This window comes from Paenibacillus sp. S25 (genome assembly GCF_019454085.1).
Classification (GTDB): Bacteria; Bacillota; Bacilli; order Paenibacillales; family Paenibacillaceae; genus Paenibacillus; species Paenibacillus polymyxa_B.
The window spans coordinates 3,568,202-3,589,367 of the sequence record NZ_CP073683.1; the positions used below are offsets into that span (position 1 = coordinate 3,568,202).

General features: G+C 45.3%; 20 protein-coding genes and 1 pseudogene. 4 read left to right on the forward strand and 17 right to left on the reverse strand.

The window, feature by feature from the left end; genetic code table 11:
- Positions 1-42 precede the first annotated feature (42 nt).
- The 3 genes from spoIIM to KAI37_RS15695 form a co-directional block, all read right to left on the reverse strand.
- Positions 43-696 (reverse strand): stage II sporulation protein M, encoded by a 654-nt coding sequence (spoIIM, locus tag KAI37_RS15685; RefSeq protein ID WP_023989222.1) that lies wholly within the window; start codon positions 694-696, stop codon positions 43-45.
- Between the two features lie 188 nt (positions 697-884).
- Positions 885-2,081 carry an endonuclease Q family protein gene (locus KAI37_RS15690; RefSeq protein ID WP_071641454.1) on the reverse strand — a complete coding sequence of 399 codons (1,197 nt, stop codon included), beginning with the start codon at positions 2,079-2,081 and terminating at the stop codon, positions 885-887.
- A gap of 4 nt (positions 2,082-2,085) precedes the next feature.
- Complete coding sequence (locus KAI37_RS15695; protein ID WP_071641456.1) at positions 2,086-2,697, reverse strand: NUDIX domain-containing protein; 612 nt, start codon at positions 2,695-2,697, stop codon at positions 2,086-2,088.
- A 125-nt stretch (positions 2,698-2,822) separates the two neighbouring features.
- Between KAI37_RS15695 and mciZ the strand changes: the two genes are divergently transcribed.
- Positions 2,823-2,966: a Z-ring formation inhibitor MciZ gene (gene mciZ / locus KAI37_RS15700; RefSeq protein WP_071641458.1), complete on the forward strand. Its 144-nt coding sequence runs from the start codon at positions 2,823-2,825 to the stop codon at positions 2,964-2,966.
- Between the two features lie 71 nt (positions 2,967-3,037).
- Here mciZ and KAI37_RS15705 read toward each other — a convergent pair whose 3' ends face one another.
- On the reverse strand, positions 3,038-4,171 hold the full coding sequence (locus KAI37_RS15705) for a tripeptidase T (protein WP_025723037.1): 1,134 nt from the start codon (positions 4,169-4,171) through the stop codon (positions 3,038-3,040).
- Between the two features lie 85 nt (positions 4,172-4,256).
- Between KAI37_RS15705 and prli42 the strand changes: the two genes are divergently transcribed.
- A complete protein-coding gene (gene prli42 / locus KAI37_RS15710; protein ID WP_023989226.1) occupies positions 4,257-4,361 on the forward strand; it encodes a stressosome-associated protein Prli42 in 105 nt (34 codons plus the stop codon).
- A 120-nt stretch (positions 4,362-4,481) separates the two neighbouring features.
- On the opposite strand, the gene lipB is transcribed toward prli42, so the two are convergent.
- From lipB to KAI37_RS15740, 6 genes are all read right to left on the reverse strand, one after another.
- Positions 4,482-5,180 carry a lipoyl(octanoyl) transferase LipB gene (gene lipB / locus KAI37_RS15715; RefSeq protein WP_071641462.1) on the reverse strand — a complete coding sequence of 233 codons (699 nt, stop codon included), beginning with the start codon at positions 5,178-5,180 and terminating at the stop codon, positions 4,482-4,484.
- Between the two features lie 45 nt (positions 5,181-5,225).
- A complete protein-coding gene (locus KAI37_RS15720; protein WP_071641464.1) occupies positions 5,226-6,614 on the reverse strand; it encodes a dihydrolipoamide acetyltransferase family protein in 1,389 nt (462 codons plus the stop codon).
- An 88-nt stretch (positions 6,615-6,702) separates the two neighbouring features.
- Entirely contained in the window at positions 6,703-7,689 is a 987-nt protein-coding gene (locus tag KAI37_RS15725; RefSeq protein ID WP_076293007.1) for an alpha-ketoacid dehydrogenase subunit beta, read from the reverse strand.
- A 2-nt stretch (positions 7,690-7,691) separates the two neighbouring features.
- Positions 7,692-8,720, reverse strand: a complete 1,029-nt coding sequence (locus tag KAI37_RS15730) for a thiamine pyrophosphate-dependent dehydrogenase E1 component subunit alpha (RefSeq protein WP_220029800.1) — start codon at positions 8,718-8,720, stop codon at positions 7,692-7,694.
- A 140-nt stretch (positions 8,721-8,860) separates the two neighbouring features.
- Positions 8,861-10,282, reverse strand: a complete 1,422-nt coding sequence (gene lpdA / locus KAI37_RS15735; RefSeq protein WP_076293005.1) for a dihydrolipoyl dehydrogenase — start codon at positions 10,280-10,282, stop codon at positions 8,861-8,863.
- Between the two features lie 126 nt (positions 10,283-10,408).
- Entirely contained in the window at positions 10,409-10,642 is a 234-nt protein-coding gene (locus KAI37_RS15740; RefSeq protein WP_220029801.1) for a hypothetical protein, read from the reverse strand.
- A 209-nt stretch (positions 10,643-10,851) separates the two neighbouring features.
- Here KAI37_RS15740 and KAI37_RS15745 point away from each other — a divergent pair, with 209 nt between their 5' ends.
- Positions 10,852-11,448, forward strand: coding sequence for a thymidine kinase (locus tag KAI37_RS15745; protein WP_023989232.1), 597 nt, complete (start codon positions 10,852-10,854; stop codon positions 11,446-11,448).
- A 171-nt stretch (positions 11,449-11,619) separates the two neighbouring features.
- Positions 11,620-12,396 carry a sporulation protein gene (locus tag KAI37_RS15750; protein WP_220029802.1) on the forward strand — a complete coding sequence of 259 codons (777 nt, stop codon included), beginning with the start codon at positions 11,620-11,622 and terminating at the stop codon, positions 12,394-12,396.
- A 109-nt stretch (positions 12,397-12,505) separates the two neighbouring features.
- Here KAI37_RS15750 and KAI37_RS15755 read toward each other — a convergent pair whose 3' ends face one another.
- The 7 genes and pseudogenes from KAI37_RS15755 to recN form a co-directional block, all read right to left on the reverse strand.
- Entirely contained in the window at positions 12,506-12,910 is a 405-nt protein-coding gene (locus KAI37_RS15755) for a hypothetical protein (RefSeq protein ID WP_071641474.1), read from the reverse strand.
- 362 nt (positions 12,911-13,272) lie between these two features.
- Positions 13,273-13,776, reverse strand: coding sequence for a hypothetical protein (locus KAI37_RS15760; protein ID WP_076293097.1), 504 nt, complete (start codon positions 13,774-13,776; stop codon positions 13,273-13,275).
- Positions 13,777-13,944: 168 nt separating this feature from the next.
- Positions 13,945-15,645, reverse strand: a complete 1,701-nt coding sequence (locus tag KAI37_RS15765) for a methyl-accepting chemotaxis protein (RefSeq protein ID WP_071641476.1) — start codon at positions 15,643-15,645, stop codon at positions 13,945-13,947.
- 300 nt (positions 15,646-15,945) lie between these two features.
- Positions 15,946-16,695: a class I SAM-dependent methyltransferase gene (locus tag KAI37_RS15770; protein WP_220029803.1), complete on the reverse strand. Its 750-nt coding sequence runs from the start codon at positions 16,693-16,695 to the stop codon at positions 15,946-15,948.
- A 426-nt stretch (positions 16,696-17,121) separates the two neighbouring features.
- Positions 17,122-17,924: pseudogene (gene spo0A / locus KAI37_RS15775) on the reverse strand (sporulation transcription factor Spo0A).
- A gap of 216 nt (positions 17,925-18,140) precedes the next feature.
- Positions 18,141-19,301, reverse strand: a complete 1,161-nt coding sequence (spoIVB, locus tag KAI37_RS15780) for a SpoIVB peptidase (RefSeq protein WP_023989240.1) — start codon at positions 19,299-19,301, stop codon at positions 18,141-18,143.
- 123 nt (positions 19,302-19,424) lie between these two features.
- Complete coding sequence (gene recN / locus KAI37_RS15785; protein WP_028540598.1) at positions 19,425-21,143, reverse strand: DNA repair protein RecN; 1,719 nt, start codon at positions 21,141-21,143, stop codon at positions 19,425-19,427.
- Positions 21,144-21,166: the final 23 nt, after the last annotated feature.

Below are 21,166 nucleotides of genomic sequence, written 5' to 3' on the forward strand. Positions count from 1 at the left end.
ATAGGGGGTCTATACAAATAAAGTCAAACATTTTGAAACGGATCAAGATGATACGGAAGCTGTCAGCATAGGAGTGACCCATTGCATCATAACCGGGGTGATCCAAGTTTCAAAGGACGCGCTACCGATAAGAAGCACCATCATCACAGCAGTCAATCCTGCATAAGACAGCAACGGACGCAGCATCCCGTCTGACGGCCGGGTAGCGAGTATTTTGGTTTTGATCATATGGATGGAAAAAGTCATCGCAGCCACGCTGCAGACGAGCAGTACCGGAATGACGAGCAGGTTATGGGGTGCAACTGAAACCAAAGAAAATAGCAGTCCTTTCCACGAATATTGCCCCACCATATAACCTACTGAAAATCCGATTAGCACACCCTTGAGGAAATTCAATACAAGAATGCCCGGCAGACCGATAACCGAAAGGCCACACACCCAAATTAGGCCGACCCATTTCAGATGTAAAGATACGCTATCCCAAAAGGTCGAAGCCGCTTGCGAATCAGCGAAGCCCTGTTCGTTTTGATTGACCGTTACAAAAAAATCCTTCAGGTAACGGGATAAATCCTGTAACTGCTCCAGCGAGAGCGCGTTTACCATAAGTGCGCCAAAGACGACTCCCACCAGAAACAGCACAGCCAAGAAAACATAATACGGCGTCTGATCTTTTAACGTATGACGAAACCATTGCATCGGCGTCCTGCCCCTTTCATCTGCTTGTTTGTCCAAAAAACAACCGTAATCCGACGGCTGATGGCTAGAAATGGGGCAGCTTTCACTGCAGATCAAGCATCACGAATGATGTGCCAAGCCAGCGGCATAGATAATTTATGGTTATGAACAAGCAGACACTGATATGCCTTTAGAGGGACAAGACTTTACTAGGACTTAGCTATTTTGCCGTATGTTCCACCACCACCGGATACAAGCGACAGTCGCCCTTCGCGTGAAAGCACAATTTGCTCTGCCAGCACTTTTCCGACGACTGCTGCTAACTCCTCCTGTGTAACCTCATGTAAAATATTCATTTCTGTTCCAAATGCAGCCAATAGCTGGTTCAGCTTGGCTTTGCCCAGACCTGGAATAAACTCCAGTGGAATCTGGTAAATGTACGGCGGACGATGGGAAGGAATCATGGGCTGTTCACGGTCGGCAATGCTCCATATTCGATCCAGCACACCTCGCACCAGCTTGGTATGACCACAGTCGGGACAACGTTCATCCGCCATCTGTTGCTCGTCAATAATCGTACCGCAGCTTTGACAGTAAGAACGATGGTATTTGCCCAGTTTCGGATTTAATCCGTAGTTGGCACGCACCCGTCGTCCTTCCCGCCGCTCCAAAGCCATTCTGAATTCATCAAAACACGGCTTTGCCAGTGATAATTTGTTGTATTCTCGTCCGATTTTCCCAAGTGAATGGGCATCTGAATTCGTGAGAAAGCTGAAGCGATCCAGTTCCGAAATCAAACCGGCCATAGATGAATCTGCGCTCAGCCCCAGCTCCACCCCGCTAACGAGCTCCATATCCAGCAGTTCCTCCATACGGGCCGCTGAGCTGCCGTATATGCCCTTATGAGGAGTAAACACGTGTGCAGGCACCATAATGCCTCCACGTCCGTAAATTTGCTGCTGCAACTCGCGTGGCGGCGCATAGATTCGTTGTGAGCTAAGATTAACATTTTTCATATGCCGGGCCAGCCATTGGGTAAAATCCTCCATCTCCGCCAGATCTGGAAAATAGGCCAGTACGTGCGCCTCAGGGCGACCTTCAGCACGTATTTCCAACTCCGTGCCAAGGAGAATAACCGTATCCCGGTAAGCGATACCGCCGCCGCTGATTTCCTTCATTTCACCCGTATGTAAATAGGTACGAATATCCTCCTGTACATTAGGTGCATGGCAGTCAATGATACCGATCAGCCCAATTCCTTTACGACCGGAGGCTTCCTTAGCTATGTTGGCAAAGGTCAGATCGCGGCTGCCACTAATTTTGACCGGATTTCCCTTCTCTGTTCTGCCAATATGAATATGCAAGTCTGCAAAGTAGTCGTTAAGTTCTACTATATTTTCATCCATCCGCTTAGAAGCTCCCTGTATGTTGGCGGAGTTGCCATGCATAGACGGCCAGAATCGTTTTAGCATCACTAATCCGTCCTTCACGAATGAGCGTCTGTGCTTCTTCCAGCGTCACCTCAAACAACTCCAGAAATTCATCCTCATCCGGTTCCATCTCACCTAACTCCAGTTCTTCGGCCACATACAGATGAATGATTTCATCCGCAAAGCCAGGAGAGGTATAAAAGGAGTGCAGCAGCTTCAACGACTTGGCAGTATAACCTGTCTCTTCTCTCAGCTCACGCCCCGCTGCTTCCATCGGGTCTTCCCCCCGCTCTAGCTTACCTGCAGGAATTTCTACCTCACAGCGCCCCATCGCCTGTCTGTACTGGTCCACGACCAGCATTTTCCCTTCATGTAGAGCCAAAACAGCCACCGCTCCTGGATGCTTTACGATCTCACGCTTTCCAGTGGAGCCGTCGGGAAGCTCTACCGTGTCTACCTGTAATGTAATGACCTTCCCCTCAAAGATAGGCTGTGTAGACACGGTCTTTTCCTCCAGCGCAGGATTGGAATAAGGCTTGCGATGTGCATCGTTTGTTGGTTTGTTTAATTGTCCGTTCGTTTGCTCGTTCATCTGTAAGTTTCCTCCTTCATATCTATCTTTCTTTATTAATTATCACCAAAGTTAGTCTAACTTGTCCACTTTGTACATATGCTGGTGGTAGGATAACAAACTTCCTGTCATGAGGAGATGCAGAAATGAAAAGCTACCGTACTGAAAGCACCCTCCATATCGTTGGTAAAGCCTGGCAGATTCAAGCACTCTTGCGTCAGTGGCAAAAGGAACACGGACCTACCGCCACCATCGCTTCGCTAGCTGTTTCAAAAAAGGTTCAGGTCTAAAGACGAAGGAACGCTGTTCCTGTCTTTAACCTGAACCTTTTTTCAGTATGTTGCAAGTGTATGATACAAGTTTATTTTGTGGTTTCTTGAATCAGAGCTATGACAACTTCAGCAACCTTCACCAGGTCATCGGCCTTGATTTTTTCCTCTGTTGTATGGATGTTCTGGTAGCCCACAGCCAAATTCACCGTTGGAATTCCAAGCCCGTTGAATACATTAGCATCTGAGCCACCACCGGAATGGAAGGTGGACGTTGCCAGTCCCAGTCCTTGAATTGCACGCTGTGCAACCTGTACAACTTCGTCATGCTCCGTAAAGCTGAATGCCGGATAGATGACTTCACTGCGGAACTCTCCCTGTGCACCAAATTCGCGTGTGGTGGTTTCCAGCGCTTCACGCATATGCTGGATTTGATGATTAACCTTTTCCTGCACAATACTACGTGCCTCTGCACGGATTAATACAAAATCGCATACCACATTCGTCGCGCCGCCGCCCTCGAAACTGCCGATGTTAGCGGTCGTTTCCTTATCAATCCGTCCTAGTTTCATTTTAGAAATGGCTTTAGAAGCGACCTGAATGGCACTAATGCCATCTTCGGGATTTACCCCCGCATGAGCGGACTTCCCAGTTATCTTCATTTCAATACGTGCCTGCGTTGGGGCAGCTATACAAATAGAGCCAACTTCACCATTCGAATCCAAAGCATATCCGAAATCAGAATCTAGCACTTCAGGCTTCATCGCCCGTGCACCCATCAAACCAGATTCCTCGCCAGCCGTAATCACGAACTGGATTTGACCATGGGGAATATTCTGCTCGCGCACGACACGGATCGCCTCGAACAAAGCAGCAATTCCCGCCTTGTCGTCAGACCCCAGAATCGTTGAACCGTCACTACGAATCCAGCCATCCTCGCCCAACTGTGGCTTAATGCCTTTACCTGGAGTAACGGTATCCATGTGGCAGGTAAAAAATAATTTAGGTGCTTGCTCCACACCTTCCGCTTTCCAGGTGACGATCAGATTGCCTGAACCATGTCCGGTTCTTTCACGAGAATCGTCTTCCATTACTTCCAGCCCGAGTGCATTAAACTTTTCTTTTAAAACACGTGATATTTCCTGCTCATTTTTCGTTTCACTATCCACCTGTACGAGTTCCATAAATTCCTGTACAATTCGGTCTTTTACTACTTTTACTGTCATTAAACTTTCCTCTCTTTCCCGATTACGCTACAATACGGATAGATGTTCTTATCTATGACTTAAACCTATCCTAAAGGAGTTACACATGTCGAACAAAAAATGGGTTCGTTTTTTCGTCTACATTATGCTCGCAGCTATGATTGGTTCTACGCTGTTCATGGTAATTGAGCCGTTTATTATGCCACTATAATAACTATACCGCTCAAGGTATCCGTCCACTTAAGGCACTGTTGAAGCCTTAAGTGGACGAGCTGTTACGTAAAGCAAACAGGCGGGCTTCCGTGTAGATACACAATAGCCCGCCTTACCTTTATTGGAAAGAATGCGTTTGCCATTGCGCGGCAAATGAAAATTGCTGTTCAAAGAACGGTACAATTTCCTTCGCAATCTGCTCCACCGACATAGGATTCTGTATGCAGTCCTCCAATGATGTCACACCGTATTCCTGAATTCCGCACGGGACAATGCCCTCAAAGCCCTCATGCTGTATTCCTGATTTGATGTTAAAGGCAAAGCCATGGCTGGTTACGAAGCCCCGACGGTGCTTACACTTGTTGAATTTGACGCCAATGGCCGCAATTTTAAGATTCCCGATCCATACCCCCGTATATTCAGGCTTACGACTTCCCTCAATCCCATAAGATGCCAACAACCGAATGATCACTTCTTCCAGACTTCGAAGGTATCCGTGCAGATTCAGCGCCTCCCGGTTGCCGAGCATAAGTAGAGGATATCCGACAAGCTGCCCCGGCCCATGATATGTAATGTCTCCCCCACGGTCAATCTGAAAGACGCTGATTCCCTGCTCCTTCAGTTGCTCTGGTGTAAGGAGCAAATGTTCAGGATGCCGCTGAGAACCAATCGTATAGGTCGGCGGATGCTGGAGAAGCATAAGCGTTTCTCTTGCCTCTCCCGCATCCAGCTTTCCCACAATCTCCTTCTGGACATCCCATGCATGGGCATATTCCATCCTATTCGTATAGGTTACATCAAGCGGTCGTCTGTTCACGGCCTGTCACTTCCTCTCCGTACATTTCCCCCACTGTTCGGATGATTAGTACAGCTTCGTATCCAAGGTGTAGCCTTCTAGATTTTCTTTAACCCGTTGCAAGAATCGTCCGCAAATCACTCCGTCCAAAATGCGATGATCCAGCGACAAGCACAGATTAGCCATCGAGCGAACCGCAATCATATCATCAATAACCACTGGTCTTTTGACAATGGATTCAAAGGTAAGAATTGCAGCCTGCGGATAGTTAATTACCGGATAAGATAAAATCGAACCAAAGGAGCCTGTGTTGTTTACAGTGAACGTTCCGCCTTGCATGTCGTCCAGTTTGAGCGTGCCTTCCCGGGTTTTACGTGCCAAATCATCAATTTCACGAGCTAATCCAGCAATATTTTTCTGGTCCGCTTTTTTAATAACAGGAGTAAGAACGGAGTCCTCTGTACCCACGGCTAGCGAAATATTGATATCTCTTTTGACGATAATTTTGTCCACAGCCCACACCGAATTCATGATCGGATATTCCTTGATTGCATTCACGACTGCTTTCATGAGGAAAGCCAGATACGTAATATTGATGCCTTCTTTTTGCTTGAACTCGTTTTTGATCTTGTTGCGGAGCATTACCAGGTTGGTCACATCCACCTCAATTGTCGTCCATGCATGTGGAATTTCGGAAACGCTTTGTCGCATATTGCGAGCAATTGCACTGCGAATGGGTGTAACATCAATAAAATACTCGGATCTGTTGTTGCCACCCTCAACTTCGATCACAGGAGCTTTTGGAGCCTCCGTCAAATGAATCCCACTGTTACGAACCGGAATAGCAGGGTCCATATTTTGAATCGGTGTATTGTGCTGAGTGGCAGACTGCTGTCTTCCTGCAAAAGGAGAGCCTTGTCCTGATGTTGTCGCAGTCGGCTGTCCAGATACTCCAGTGGGAGCAGAACCGCCCTGCTGCACATAATTCAGCACGTCTTTGCGGGTAATTCTTCCCGCCATGCCCGTGCCTGGTACTTGGCTTAAGTCGACATTATGCTCAGCAGCCAGGGTTTGCACCGCTGGGGAAAAACGTCCTCTCATGGACTGGTCCGACCCAGCACTCTGCTGAGATTGTGTTTGCACGGTACTTTGAGATGCTGGTGCAGCAGGTGTCGCTCCTGATGCCGACGCAGGTGCAGCCGACTTCGTCTGGATACGGCAAATTAACTCGCCTACCGCTACTGTCTGACCTTCCTCTGCCAACAGATCACCCATAATGCCGTCCAATGTGGATGGGATTTCTGCATTCACTTTATCTGTAATAACCTCGCAAATCGGCTCGAATTGCTCTACCGTTTCACCAGGTTGTTTGAGCCATTTGGCAATTGTCGCTGATACGAGCGATTCTGCCAATTGTGGCATGGTCACGTCGTTCCATTGTGTTTGGTCTGACATTTTTTCAACTCCTTAACATTATAGGAGGGCGCGTTTTACCGCTGCCCCCGCTATACTTTTGGAATGCTTTCGTCCAATCTGCCCTATATTAATACATTGCAAGACGGCGCATGGCTTCCTTAACTTTATCCTTGTTTAACATATAAAACTTCTCCATCGGTGGACTGATCGGCATGGCTGGTACATCAGGAGCACATAGACGCTCAATCGGCGCATCCAGCTCGAACAGACACTCCTCGTTAATAATTGCCGATACCTCGGCACCGATGCCGCCCGTTTTGTTGTCCTCATGCACGATTAATACCTTACCTGTATGTCGTGCAGCCTCAATAATGGCTTCGCGATCCAGCGGTTGGAGTGTGCGCAAATCCACAACATGTGCGGTAATGCCCTCTTCCTTCTCCAATTCCTCAGCAGCCTGCATAACAAAATGCAAAGGCTGGCTATATCCGATGACCGTAATATCGTCACCCTCACGTAATAGATTAGCCTTGCCAATCGGAACGATATAATCATCCTCAGGCACTTCACCCTTGATCAGCTTGTAGGATTTTTTATTTTCAAAAAACAGCACTGGATCAGGGTCACGAATGGCTGCTTTCAACAATCCTTTTGCGTCATAAGGTGTAAATGGAGCAACAATTTTCAAACCCGGCGTACCAAAAAAGATAGATTCTGGACACTGAGAGTGATACAAACCACCAAAGATACCACCACCGATTGGCGCGCGGATTACCACAGGACAGTTCCAATCGTTGTTAGAGCGGTAACGGATTTTAGCTGCTTCACTAATAATCTGATTCGTAGCCGGAAGCATGAAGTCCGAATATTGCATTTCGGCAATCGGCTTCATTCCGTACATGGCTGCACCAATCGCAACCCCGGCAATAGCCGACTCAGCCAATGGCGTATCCATGACACGTTGCTCACCGAATTGGTCCATAAGCCCTTTTGTCGTTGTAAAGACGCCACCCTTCACCCCGACATCCTCACCTAATACAAAAACCGTTTCATCCCGCTCCATCTCTTCTTTCATGGCAAGACGAATCGCATCAATATATTCCATAATCGCCATCGTTACCGGCCCTCCCCATCGCTATCCGCATACACATGCAGCAGCGTATCTTCGGGCTTTGGAAAAGGCGCTTTATCTGCATATTCAATCGCTTCCTTGACTTCGAGCAGCAGCTCAGCCGACAGATCCGCATCCTTGGCCTCATCCCAAATGCCGCATTCAATCAAGTAGTTTTTCATACGGGCTACGCCATCCTTGGCCCAGTTCTCATCCACTTCCTCCTTGGTCCGGTAAGCCAGATCATTATCCGAGGTGGAGTGAGGAGACAGACGGTACATCATAGCTTCGATCAGCGTAGGACCATCACCGCGAACAGCACGTTCCCGTGCTTCCTTCACCGCCGCATATACCGCTAACGCATCATTACCATCGACTCGAATCCCTGGAAAACCATATCCCAAAGCACGGTCGCTTACCTTGCCTGCCAACTGTTTATGAATCGGAACCGATATCGCATATTGATTGTTCTCGCACATAATGATGACGGGCAGCTTCTGTACACCAGCAAAGTTACAGCCTTCGTGAAAATCTCCCTGGTTGCTGGAGCCTTCCCCAAACGTAACAAACGAAACAAAATCCTTTTTCTGCATTTTGGCAGCCAAAGCTACACCTACTGCATGCGGAACCTGTGTCGTTACTGGGCTGGAGCCAGTCACAATACGCAACCGTTTACTACCAAAATGTCCTGGCATCTGGCGACCACCGCTATTGGGATCATCTGCCTTGGCAAATGCCGACAACATCAGTTCGCGCGGCGTCATTCCTACCGCAAGCACGAATCCATAATCCCGATAATAGGGAAGAAAATAGTCCTTTTCCCGGTCAAGGCCAAAAGCTGCACCTACTTGTGCCGCCTCCTGTCCAATGCCAGAAACGTGGAAATTAATTTTCCCTGCCCGTTGCAGGAGCATGTTGCGCTCGTCAAATCTTCTTGCGAGCAACATATATCTGTACATATCAATAACTTGTCCGTGAGTAAGTCCCAGCTGTTCATGTCTGAAGCCAGCGTCTACAGCGCCTTTAGAACTCATTGAGGCACCTCCTTAAGTGTCAAACATCCTACTTCCAGTACCTAGTACCATCTTGTCTTAAAACCTGGTACTAAACTCTGGCTAACCCCATTATAATCCTTTTCTCCCCAAAAAGAAAAGCACCGATTTATTTGAAACGTTTATATGCCAATCGCTTGTCCATCAACGGCCAGCATCGCTTCTCCCAAAATCTCCGACAACGTCGGATGCGGATGAATAAGCTGTCCGACTTCCCACGGCGTAGCATCCAGTAGTTGCGCAAGAGCGGCCTCGCTGATCAGATCCGTCACATGCGTACCGATCATATGTACACCGAGAATATCATTGGTCTTCTCGTCGGCCACTACTTTGACGAAGCCGTCCCGACTACCGTATACTAGCGATTTTCCGATAGCTTGAAAAGGGAATTTTCCTGTCTTCACCTGATGTCCACGCTCACGGGCTTCTTGCTCCGTTAAGCCGACGCTCGCGGCTTCAGGACGTGTATAAATACACCGCGGAATCAGATGGTTAGGTACACTGTGAAACTCTTCGCCCGCCATATGATGAACCGCCTGCAAACCTTCATGGCTCGCCGCATGCGCCAGTTGTAAGCCGCCGATGCAATCTCCAATGGCGTAAATATGTGGTTCATTCGTCTGCAAATGATCATTAACCGAGATAAAGCCACGCTCTACGCGGATATCCGTATTTTCCAGCCCGATATTTTCCACATTTGCCTGACGCCCTACAGAAATGAGCAGTTTGGAAGCGCTGAGGGTTTCGGTTTCTTCCCCTTTTTGCACGTCAATCTGTACGCCTTCCTCATCTTTGCCGTATGTTTTAGCCAGCACTTGTGAACCCGTCAGCACCTTGACACCACGCTTGGTTAACAAGCGCTGCATTTCACGTGAAACGTCTTCGTCTTCCGTGGGAATAAGCCGATTCGCGGCTTCAACTACCGTAACCTCCACGCCAAAATCATTTAGCATGGAAGCCCACTCTACGCCAATAACACCACCGCCCACGATAATCAGGGATGCTGGTAGCTCCTCCATGGTTAACGCTTCGTCACTGCTTAGAATAAATTCGCCATCTGGCTCTAGTCCGGACAGCACACGCGGGCGTGATCCCGTTGCAATAATGAGATGTGCAGGAACAATCGTCTCCATCTCACCATCTTCTAGTTCCACAGCAACTGCCCCGCTTTTTGGAGAAAATATAGACGGCCCAATCACGCGTCCCTTACCACTCAGCACCGTAATTTTATTTTTACGCATCAAAAATTGAACGCCCTGATGCAGCTGCTCCACAACGGCTTCCTTACGCTCCTGAACCTTAGGAAATACAAGTTGTGCTCCCGATGTCTCAATACCGTATTGTGCACTTTCCTTAATCGTCGCATATACTTCCGCACTGCGCAGCAAGGCTTTACTCGGAATGCAACCACGGTGCAGACAGGTTCCACCAAGCTTGTCCTTTTCGATGATAACCACTTCCTTGCCTAGCTGGGCGGCACGAATGGCTGCTACATACCCCCCGGTTCCTCCACCCAAAATAGCGACATCACAATGTATAGTCATGTTTCTCCTCCATTAACAATTGATTATATATAGCTTATTGTACTCTCTTTATTTCACTGTACAAAATATAGCATTTAGGCATAGGCTACAAAAAAGCTAATCCTTCAATCCAAATATCTTTCCATATCATTCATATAGCGCATCTCGTAATTTGGTAGACATCCTGGGATTTTGCACTGATTTGGCTCGCAGCGCCTTGCGAAATGATTCATTTTGCTTGCGCAGAAAGTTCAGCTCTGTCTCCAGCTCAGTGATGAGTTTTAGAGCTTGCGGACTGATCAGCCCTTGCTCCAGTAATGCTCCTTTTTTGGCACTATAATCCGTATTTTTTTCGTCCATGCCTTTCACTCTTCCCTTCATTCCACTACGCTTCACCATATCATGCCAGAGGCGGCAGAGCAATGACGACCACATTTACGTTTTAGGAATAGACATACAACAACATGTCGAAAAAACAATATATTTTCTCTAGTCTGTATGCGGCTGGTTATGGTAATCTATAATGGCGTTTTCTTTCGGAGAAGAAGATTTACAGTGTTATGTACATGTTACAGAGAGGGGAATTCGCTTTGCCTACAGGACGAATTACGATTATTACAGGCCCCATGTTCAGTGAAAAATCCGGCGAATTGATTCGCCGCTGTCAAAAACTAATCCAATACGGGCATCGTAAAGTGGTCGCTTACAAACCCGCTGAAGATAACCGCTATGCCGAGGACGAAATAGTAAGCCGGATCGGATATCGGCTGCCCGCTATCTCTATCCCCAGAAAACTCACGGATGAGCTCGTTCAGCGTATTTTGCAAGAAACAAAAGATGCCGACGTGGTTGCCTTTGACGAAGTCCAGTTTTTCAGTCGTCATATTATGTCGCTCGTACAAGAGTTAGCTTATTGCGGCAAGCATGTAATTGCCGATGGGCTGAATCTGGATTATCGAGGCAAAGAGTTCGGCTATGTCGGTGGTCTGCTCGCCATGGCGGATGACATCGAGAAGCTGACTTCCTTTTGCGCTGTATGCGGTAGCTCGGAAGCAGTATTTACGCAACGTATGGTAAATGGTAAACCTTCCACTGTAGGCCCTATTGTGATGATCGGTGACTCTGAGGCTTATGAGCCTCGCTGTCGAAACTGCTTTATACCTCCTCATAAAGTGAACTGCGATTAGTAGACAGATAGATCGACAAGCTGCAATATGCCTACGTGAGTACCAGTGACTTTTTTCTTGCATTTTTTTGGAACGATTTGAACCATTGCCCCGTATATCCGGTTAAGCTGTACAAGTTTTTAGTTTTCGTTTGTATATCATGACCATGAGGTTATCTGGGGGGACGGAATAATGAGTTTTTTCAACAAAATCTTAGCAAGCGCAGGAATCGGTTCAGCTAAAGTCGATACGCTGGTAGATCAAGCCGTATATGTACCTGGGGAAGAACTTAGTGGTATCATGCGCATCAAAGGCGGCAAAATTGATCAGGAAATCGGCAAAATTGACATTGAGCTCAAGACTGAATATATCGTAGAGCACGATGATAAAAAAACTACCACCACCTGCTGCATTGCACGGATCAAGGTATCTGACGGCTTTCATCTAGAGCAAGGACAGGAGCTTGAAATTCCTTTTTCCTTCAGATTGCCGTTGGAAACTCCTGTTACTCACGCCAAACAGCCCGTCTGGTTGGAAACATCATTAGATATTGGCATGGCTTTGGACCCGACCGATCGTGATTCACTCAAAATCGAGCCACATCCCTATATGAATACAGTGTTTGAGGCGGTTCACCTGTTGGGCTTCCGATTCCGCTCCTCCACCTGCGAACGTCACCCTAAGCTGGGACGCGGTGTTCCGTATGTACAGGAATTTGAATTTACGCCCGGATCAGAATATGCACGTGATATCGAGGAGCTGGAGCTGATTATGCAGTTGGAACCCGAGGGTGTGCATGTGCTTGTAGAAGTAGACCGCAGGGGCAGAGGGTTATCTGGTTGGCTTGAGACTGCCTTTGATATGGATGAGCGTCATGCCTGGTTGAGCTTAAGCCGGGAAGAGCTATCCTATGGACCAGATCACATAGCGGATGCGCTCGAGGAACTGATTGACAGGCAAATTAGATAGCACTGTAAAACACAAACAAAAAACTCCTAACCAATTTACTTACATACGGTTGGGAGTTTTTATTAACTATAAGAATTCTTTTATGATGGTCCTCACTCGTCTGTATAAACTAAAGTGGCAACATATCCTGTCTTTCCGCCTTATGCTTACACTCTTTGCATACCCCATACAGCGATCCATTGTCATCCGCATAGAAGGTTAATTTGTCTTCTTTTTTACAAAAGGAGCATTTTTGCTTGCCTGTGCCCTGGATAGAGTCAGACAGTCCAAATCCAGCTTGGGCCTGAATACCTGCTGCTTTTGCATTCGCGCGTGAGCCAGAAGACACTTTAGACTTAGATTCATTTCCGGTGCGAGATTGTCGAGCGGACTTACGAGGACGAAATTCAACCACATTACTGCCCCGCTGTTCATTCACTTGTTTGTTGCTGCTGCGACTACGCCTTGCTTTAACAATCCAACCCAACGTCACCAACAACACGCCAAAGAACACCCAAGTCAGACTATTCCACATGCTCTCATCCCTGCCTTTGCTTTAGAATCAATTGGGTTAATACCACTAGCCCGTTCAATGCGATGACTTAGCCTATAGCTTTATTCATTGAAATATACCCGTTATACAGCCTCTGTGCTGTTCATCCAATTGTCTACCCATATAAAAACCGTACCCTCCAGTGCAACATCCGACTCGCCTCTAAGCAAGAAATAGAGCATGTTAGGTAAATCATCTTTTCCTGAGGGGTACATTGACCCGTTTTACAAATTGTACATCATCCTTTTGAAAAACGATAATATCCCCTCTATGGAATTCGTTCTCCTTATCAAAATGCTTATCTACTGCCAATGGTGAGAACAAAAATGTCCCAGATGGCTACATTACTCCCCTTGATAATAAAAATCAATGAATCTTTTCGTCAACGGATTAAACTTATCAAAGCGTTTGCGATGCGGTAAAAAGCCTGACTTATGTACTTGTTCTGCTAGTGTTTCTACGTGTTCAAAACGCTTGAAAAAGGGCAACGCGAAATTGTAGATATCTTCAATAATCTCTTCGATCACCCGTTCTCTTTCTGCTTCTGTGGACACAAGGTAATCCCTGTTTCCCGTATATTTCTTGGTCAGAGCAATCAACTCACTGTGAAAACAAGCCCCAGTACTGTACTTCTTTTTTATTCTTTTGGATTCCACTATAATATAAATTTTTAATGCACCATATTTAGTTGCACCAAAACAAATTTCAAATGTAAATTCCTTGGTTTCTTTTTTCAAAACTTTTCTGCTTTTCAGATATTTAAAATCATTCAAAAATGGTGTAGCTATGATTTTTTCTATCGCTAACTGACGTAGGTCACTTGCTTTAAGTTCAGTCTTATTGTCCATGATGTCACTCCAACCCAAAGAATTTCCCACCATTATATCATATCTTTCTAATTACAGATTCCTCATATCTCCACCCTCTCATCACAATATATTAATAAAAAAAAAAAGAAAAAAGCTGCTCACAATAGAGCAGCTAGTTCCTCTGAAACATAAAAAGCAGTATACGAATTATACTTTGAATTTACCAATTTGCCCTTGCAGGTCCTCTGCCATCGTAGACAGGTTTCTTGCAGATGAAGCAATTTCCTCCATGGACGCCAGCTGTTCCTGAGTTGCGGCAGATACGTGTTGTGTCCCTGCTGCGGCTTCCTCAGCAATCGCTGAAATTTGTCTGACAAAACCAACAATCTCATCTGTACTTGCAGACATTTGTTCTGATCCCGCAGAAACCTCTTCAATTTCACTGGCCACTTTATTTACGGTTTCCTGAATTAGTTCAAAGGATGCGCCTGCATTTTGTACAACTTCACGACCTGTCATGACATCCTTCCCGTTGGACGCTACCGCCTCAATAGCATGGGTAGTATCCTTTTGAATCAATCCCACAAGCTCCGTAATTTGTTGGGCAGAATGAGCCGATTGTTCGGCCAACTTGCGAACTTCGCCTGCAACCACAGCAAATCCGCGACCATGTTCCCCTGCGCGGGCCGCTTCAATCGCAGCGTTCAAGGCAAGAAGGTTGGTCTGACTAGAAATATTGGTGATAACATCAATGATCTTGCCAATTTCGTCTGAGCGCTCTCCCAATCCAGCCATGAGATCTGCCAATCCATTCATCGAATCATTCACGGCATTCATCTGCGTAACTGCCTGTTGAATCATCTGATTACCTTCAGCCGATTTATGGGCCGCATCTTGCGCAGATGCGAATACATTTTGCGCGCGGATGGCGATTTGCTCAACACCGATAGACATTTCTTCAATAGCTTGGGACGATTTCGTCACCATATCTACCTGGTCTCCCGTTCCAGTAGCTACTTCTTGCACCGTTTCGGTTATTTGTGCAGAAGCTTGGCTATTTTGCTCTGCGCTTGCCGTCAATTCCTCTGAGGAAGTGGTTACCAACTCAGTCGTTTTACTCACTGATTGAATCAGTTGACGAAGGTTCTCAACCATAACATTGAAGGAATGTGCCAACGTACTGATCTCGTCCTTGCCCTTCACAATGATAGCTTCACTTGTAAGATCACCCGATGCGATACTTTCAGCCGCACGACTGATTCGCAAGATAGGTTTAGAAATAATTTGAGCTATGATGATTGCCATGATCAATGCTAATATAACGGCTGCTATACTCAAAAAGATGACCAATTGTCTCCCTGAAATAAAGTTGTCAACAGCTTCTTTCGTAGTCTGTTTAGATCCATCTGCATTCAATTTAATGAGCTGACTGATCATATCGTTTGAACTATACCACAACTTATAGGACTCTTGATGAAGGATGCTTGATTGAGTGTAATCATTAGCTTTCCCCGCTTCAATCACTTCTGGCAACTTAGCCAAATACTCCGTATAATTTTTGGAGAATTCTTCGTACATTTCGCGTTCTTTAGGGGTAGCAATTAATTTTTCGTATGTTTTCCGGCCGTCCTCAACCTTTTTTAAAACCTTATCATATTCGGCCTGAACCTTCTTCATTTCCTCTGGGTCACGTTCTACAATAATATTTAATGAGAGCCGTTCAACATCAGATACATCACCATTTAGTGTTCCCAGGATGGTCACACTAGGCATCCAATGGCTATCAATTTCCATCGAAGTGTCGCCTAGGTTTTTCATTTTTGAGATAGATACTGTACTAATTACGATCAACAGGACTATTACCGCAAGAAAACCCAATATCAATTTTGTTCGGATGTTAAATTTCATATATTCGCTCCTCAGTTCTCTTTATATTAGATACTATATCGACAAGAAACGACACATTGTTTATATCAAAATTAAAGAGAATTTCAGAACTGTTTACAAAAGGAAAATTTTTCTTCGTGATGGATGTTGCAACTGATTCAGGGTCTATTTTATAACCTCGTGGAGAGCATTATGTTTTAGAATCCCCAACAATTGTATCGTCATATAGCGAGGGAGATGCTGAAAATCTTTATTCACTTATTCCATCAAACTTATAAGTTCTAAAAAAAGGATACCCAGAAACGGGTATCCCTTTATGTTTTACTTCCTAGCAATCACCATAAATCGTTCTGAATTTGTTCTTATTCCTATTTCGGTTTGATTGTCCACAATAAATTGTTGGATTATTTGAAAATCAATTTCTTTTTCTCCGAAGTTAGGAATAATTGGAGTGTGTTTCAAGAGGAATATTAAGTCTGCAGGAGTCTGATAATATTCGTTTGCATTGAATTCAAATGACTGTATATCGTTAAAGCCCGCATCACTTAATTCGGTAATATATTTAGCTTTTAACGAGTCTTTCTTAGCACCCCATGCCTGTCCTCTTCCAAACGCTTCTTTAATATTTAATTTGTCGTTTTCGCTTACTTGCTGTGTCAGGAATATTCCACCCTTTGCTAACACCTTTGCTATTTCTTTTGCATAAAAACATGAATGTCGAGAAGAGATTACATTAAAGAAGTTCTCAGGAAAATTTAGATTTCCAGCATCCATCTGGAGAAAGCGAACATTTGCTATGTCTGATTCAGCAGAATTCTTGGTTGCTGTTTCAATCATTCCGGTGGAATGGTCAATCCCAACTAGAAGTAATGCAGAATATGCTATTGATAAAATTGCTTCCCCGCCGCCAGTACCGATATCAAGCAATATATCAGACTTCTTGCATGTCTTCGCTACTTCATTGTAGAAGTCCCATTTTACTCCTTTGGAGATACATTTCACCTTGCTGAAATCCCATCCATTGATTTTTCCAACCTTATCATAAAACTCTTTATACTCTATTGAATTCATTTTTCTTCCACCTTCCAATTAAGGATAAAAACTACGGGTTAGCAGACCGATATCATTCAGAATTTTAGTTTTTGTAGTCAAAAGGATAGACCTCCCCCCTTGACGGCTGGTACGCGTTTTTTCCAGCCCGGAAACTAAATACTTCGAACAATACGGAATGACATCCGATTCACCTCATTTGAAAGATTGTTTTAATTATATTTCTTATAGAGCTTGTCGATCAAGCAATAGTTCAATAATAATTCCAACTCTCTCCCTTGGTAGAACGACGACTGATAGCAATGAAATGACGATAATTGAAGAAAACTTTAAATTGTCCAGTTGAAATTGAAAATCGTTCATAAAAATACCGCCTTTTTATTGGTTCTTGGAAGAATCAATAAAAAGGCGGTATTAGTTGTCTACTTATCAATCATTCTTACCCTTTCAGGACACCTTATTCTCAATCCGCAGCTTATCTGCCACCATCGCTATGAACTCTGAATTAGTTGGTTTGGACTTGCTGATATTAATGGTGTAACCGAACAGGTGTGAAATGCTGTCGATATTTCCACGGGTCCATGCTACCTCGATAGCATGACGAATGGCGCGTTCTACGCGAGATGCCGTCGTTTTGAACTTTTCGGCGATTGCCGGATATAATGTTTTGGTGATGGCTCCCAAAATTCGATATTATTGTACACCATCGTAATGGCTTCGCGTAAATATTGATATCCCTTGATGTGAGCGGGTACACCAATTTCATGTATGATGGCCGTGATACTGGCATCCAGGTTTTTCGTTTTACCCATAGGTACTACGTTGGACCGCATGGATGAAATGGTCACCGGACTGCTGCTAACTAACTGCGGTCCCACCAATTGGCGAACACGGTTAGCCAGCACTTCCATGTCAAACGGCTTCAAAATATAATAAGATGCCCCGAGCTGTACGGCCCTCTGTGTAATATTTTCTTGACCGAATGCAGTCAGCATAATGATTTTCGGCTGTGGAGTCAGGTTCATTTCTCTCAAACGCTCCAACACACCGAGACCATCCAGGTGAGGCATAATAATATCTAAAATAAGTACATCAGGTATGTTGCGGGATTCTGCGATGCGTTGGAGCACTTCTTCGCCGTTATAGGCGATTCCTGTAACTTCCATATCCTCCTGATCGGAAATATATTCAGCAAGCAAATTCGTAAATTCCCGGTTGTCATCAGCCAACAATACCTCAATTTTTTGCAATGTACTTCCTCCTCATTGAGTGATATTCCATTGTGATATCTGTTTACAGTATATAAATATTTCTTGTCGGAGTATATGATTTCGACATCGAATTATGAATTCCTTCTGTCGAAAATTATTTTTATTTATTTTTTTTAGAGTTTCTATTATAATTGATTCTTTATCTTGCAATTATGAGTCATTCCCCTGCTTTTCGACAAAAAAATCTTAAGGCCACTAGCTCGCCTTAAGATTAGAAGATGATTTCAAGCTTACGTTATTCTGCATGATTCCTGCATCGCGCAGCATCCATTCGATAAAACAACCGTAACCTGATTTAGGATCATTCACAAATACATGTGTCACAGCCCCGATAAGCTTACCATTTTGGATAATCGGACTACCGCTCATTCCTTGCACGATTCCCCCGGTCTTATCCAGCAGCTTTGGATCTACAATGCGTATCACAAGTCCTTTGGTTGCTGGTTTGTCCTGCTGAGAGATGTGTACAATTTCCGCCTGAAACCGCTGAATTTGTTGACCTTCCAGCACAGTCAAAATTTCTGCTGGTCCTTCTTTTACTTCATTCGCAAGGGCCACCGGAATAGGAGTCGAATACAATCCATATTGCGGCTCATCTGACATTTTCCCAAAAATTCCGAAATTCGTATTTCGTTCAATATTTCCTAATACCCGATGATCTTTGAGAAAATGAGCACGTTTTTCTCCTGGTTCCCCACTTTGGCTTTTCGCAATTGACGTCACATTGGATTGCACAATCTCTCCGCTCCCCACGACAATAGGGGTTTGGGTATTCATATCGGTAATTACGTGACCCAAGGCCCCGTATACACCCTGGTCCGGTGCGTAAAACGTTAATGTACCTACACCTGCAGCCGAGTCCCTAATATACAACCCAAGCCGCCACGCTTTATCATCTTGATCATATGCTGGTGTTAACTTGGTGGAAATGGTCTGCTCCCCTCGACATAGCGTGATATCGAGCGGTTTTTTATTCTTACCTGCTTCGTCTACTGCCTCAGCAACCCTTGCCAGGCTATTGAGTGGCTTGCCGTTCATGTGTGTAATTCGATCCCCTAGGCGAATCCCTGCTGTTTCACCAGGCGACACCTTACGATCATTACTTTCCTGAATGATATGGTGACCGACGACAAGCACTCCTGAAGATTTTACTTTGACCCCAATCGTCTGCCCTCCCGGGTATACTTTTAAATCGGGAACTACACTTTCTTGGGTTGTCCTCATGCTTTTAGAGCCGAACAAATCCAAAGAAGCTTGTGGAGGCAGCGCTGCTTGCACATACTGAGCGTTACCGATAGAACACATAAGAAAAACAAGCAAAAGACCGAGCAATTTGATCCTGGAGTAAAAATTCAATGGCTGTCACGCTCCCTTTGCTTCTTTCGCTTGACGAGTAAAGGTGGTCGCCAATTGCGTACCTATAAGGTAACCTTGCCCCCAGGCTTTTATAACTGTTAAACATTACGCCAGCCGCTCTTTTCAGGCTTTCTTTCCTTCCGCCAAATTCAGCATTTCCTGTGCGTGATGCAATGTTTTTTCGGTAATTTCCACGCCGCCCAGCATCCGTGCCAATTCCTTGACACGCCCGTCCTCCGTAAGTCCCTCAATTTGAGTCATGGTCCGTCCATCATGAACATTTTTCTCAATAAGGTACTGATGATCTGCCATACATGCCACCTGTGGCAAATGAGTAATGGAAAACACCTGACAAACGGAAGATAAACGATATAGCTTCTCGGCAATGGATTGAGCTGCACGACCACTCACCCCGGTATCCACCTCGTCAAAAATGAGTACTGGAATTTGATCATGACGCGCAAAAATACTTTTCATCGCCAACATGATACGTGATAGCTCACCGCCTGAAGCGATCTTACCAAGTGGACGTAGTGGCTCACCTGGATTGGGGGAAATAAGAAATTCCGCATTATCAATGCCTTGCTTGGTAGGTCTTACCTTCAGACCTTTATACTCATATCCGCGTGGATCTTCAATTGGATCAATGCGCACCTTGAGTGACGTTCTTTCCATCTGCAGGTCTTTTAACTCCTGCTCCACTTGCTCTGCAAGCTCTTCAGCACAAATTTCACGTGCTTCTGTAAGCTCTTCCGAAATCTCCAGCAAATCGGAAAGCAACTCATCCCGTTTTGCAATGAGCTGCTCCAGCCGCTCATCTTTATTTTCCAGCAGATCGGTTTCCTGCTCAATACGGCTATAGTATTCCAAAATCTGCTCTATACTATCACCATATTTTCGCTGTAATCCAGTAATTTGATTCAAACGTTGCTCCACTTCATGCAGCTTGCCTGGATTAAATTCAATATCCTCACGATAAGAACGTAATTGGAATGCTGCGTCCTCTAACTGGTAAAAAGCTGACTGAATCTGCTCCGCAATGGGCTGAAGGCTTTTGCTGTCATAACTTTGGACATCGTTCAATCTGGACAATACGTTATTGATCGTATCCAGACCACCTCTGCCGCTTAGTAGTTCGTATGCTCCTGATATCCCATCCATCATTTTCTCACTATGGGATAGCTTGACCCGCTCCTCTGCCAATAATTCATCTTCTCCCAATTTCAACTCCGCCGCAGCGATCTCTTCTAATTGAAATCGGTACATATCCAAAAGCTGATAAGCCTTTTGACTGGAGCTTTGCAGTTCTCTTACTTCTTTTTCCGCTTTGACAAAAGCATTGTAACGCTCACGGTAAAGCGTTTTGACTGGACCGATCACCGAATCACCGAACGTATCCAGCAGCGCCAGATGGCGATCTGCACGTAGCAGGCTTTGATGCTCATGTTGCCCGTGGATATTGACGAGTTGCTCACCTACCTCACGCAGCATCGTTAAATTAACCATCTGACCGTTAATTCGAGAAGAGCTTTTCCCCTGAACCGTAAGTTCACGACGAATCAGCAAATGCTCCTCCGCATTAGCCTTAATCCCTTGTTCCTCAAGTGTATTCCAAACTGGATGTTTCACCGGCAGCTCAAACAGGGCTTCCATCTCTGCTTTATCACAACCGTAACGCACTAGATCAGCAGAGCCCCTACCGCCTGCAATCAGCCCAAGCGCATCGATAATAATGGATTTACCAGCACCTGTTTCCCCGCTCAAGACATGAAACCCTTTATAAAAATGAACATCGACGGCCTCTACGACCGCCAAATTCCGTATAGACAAAGTGACCAGCATCGTTCTTTCACCTCTATGATGTA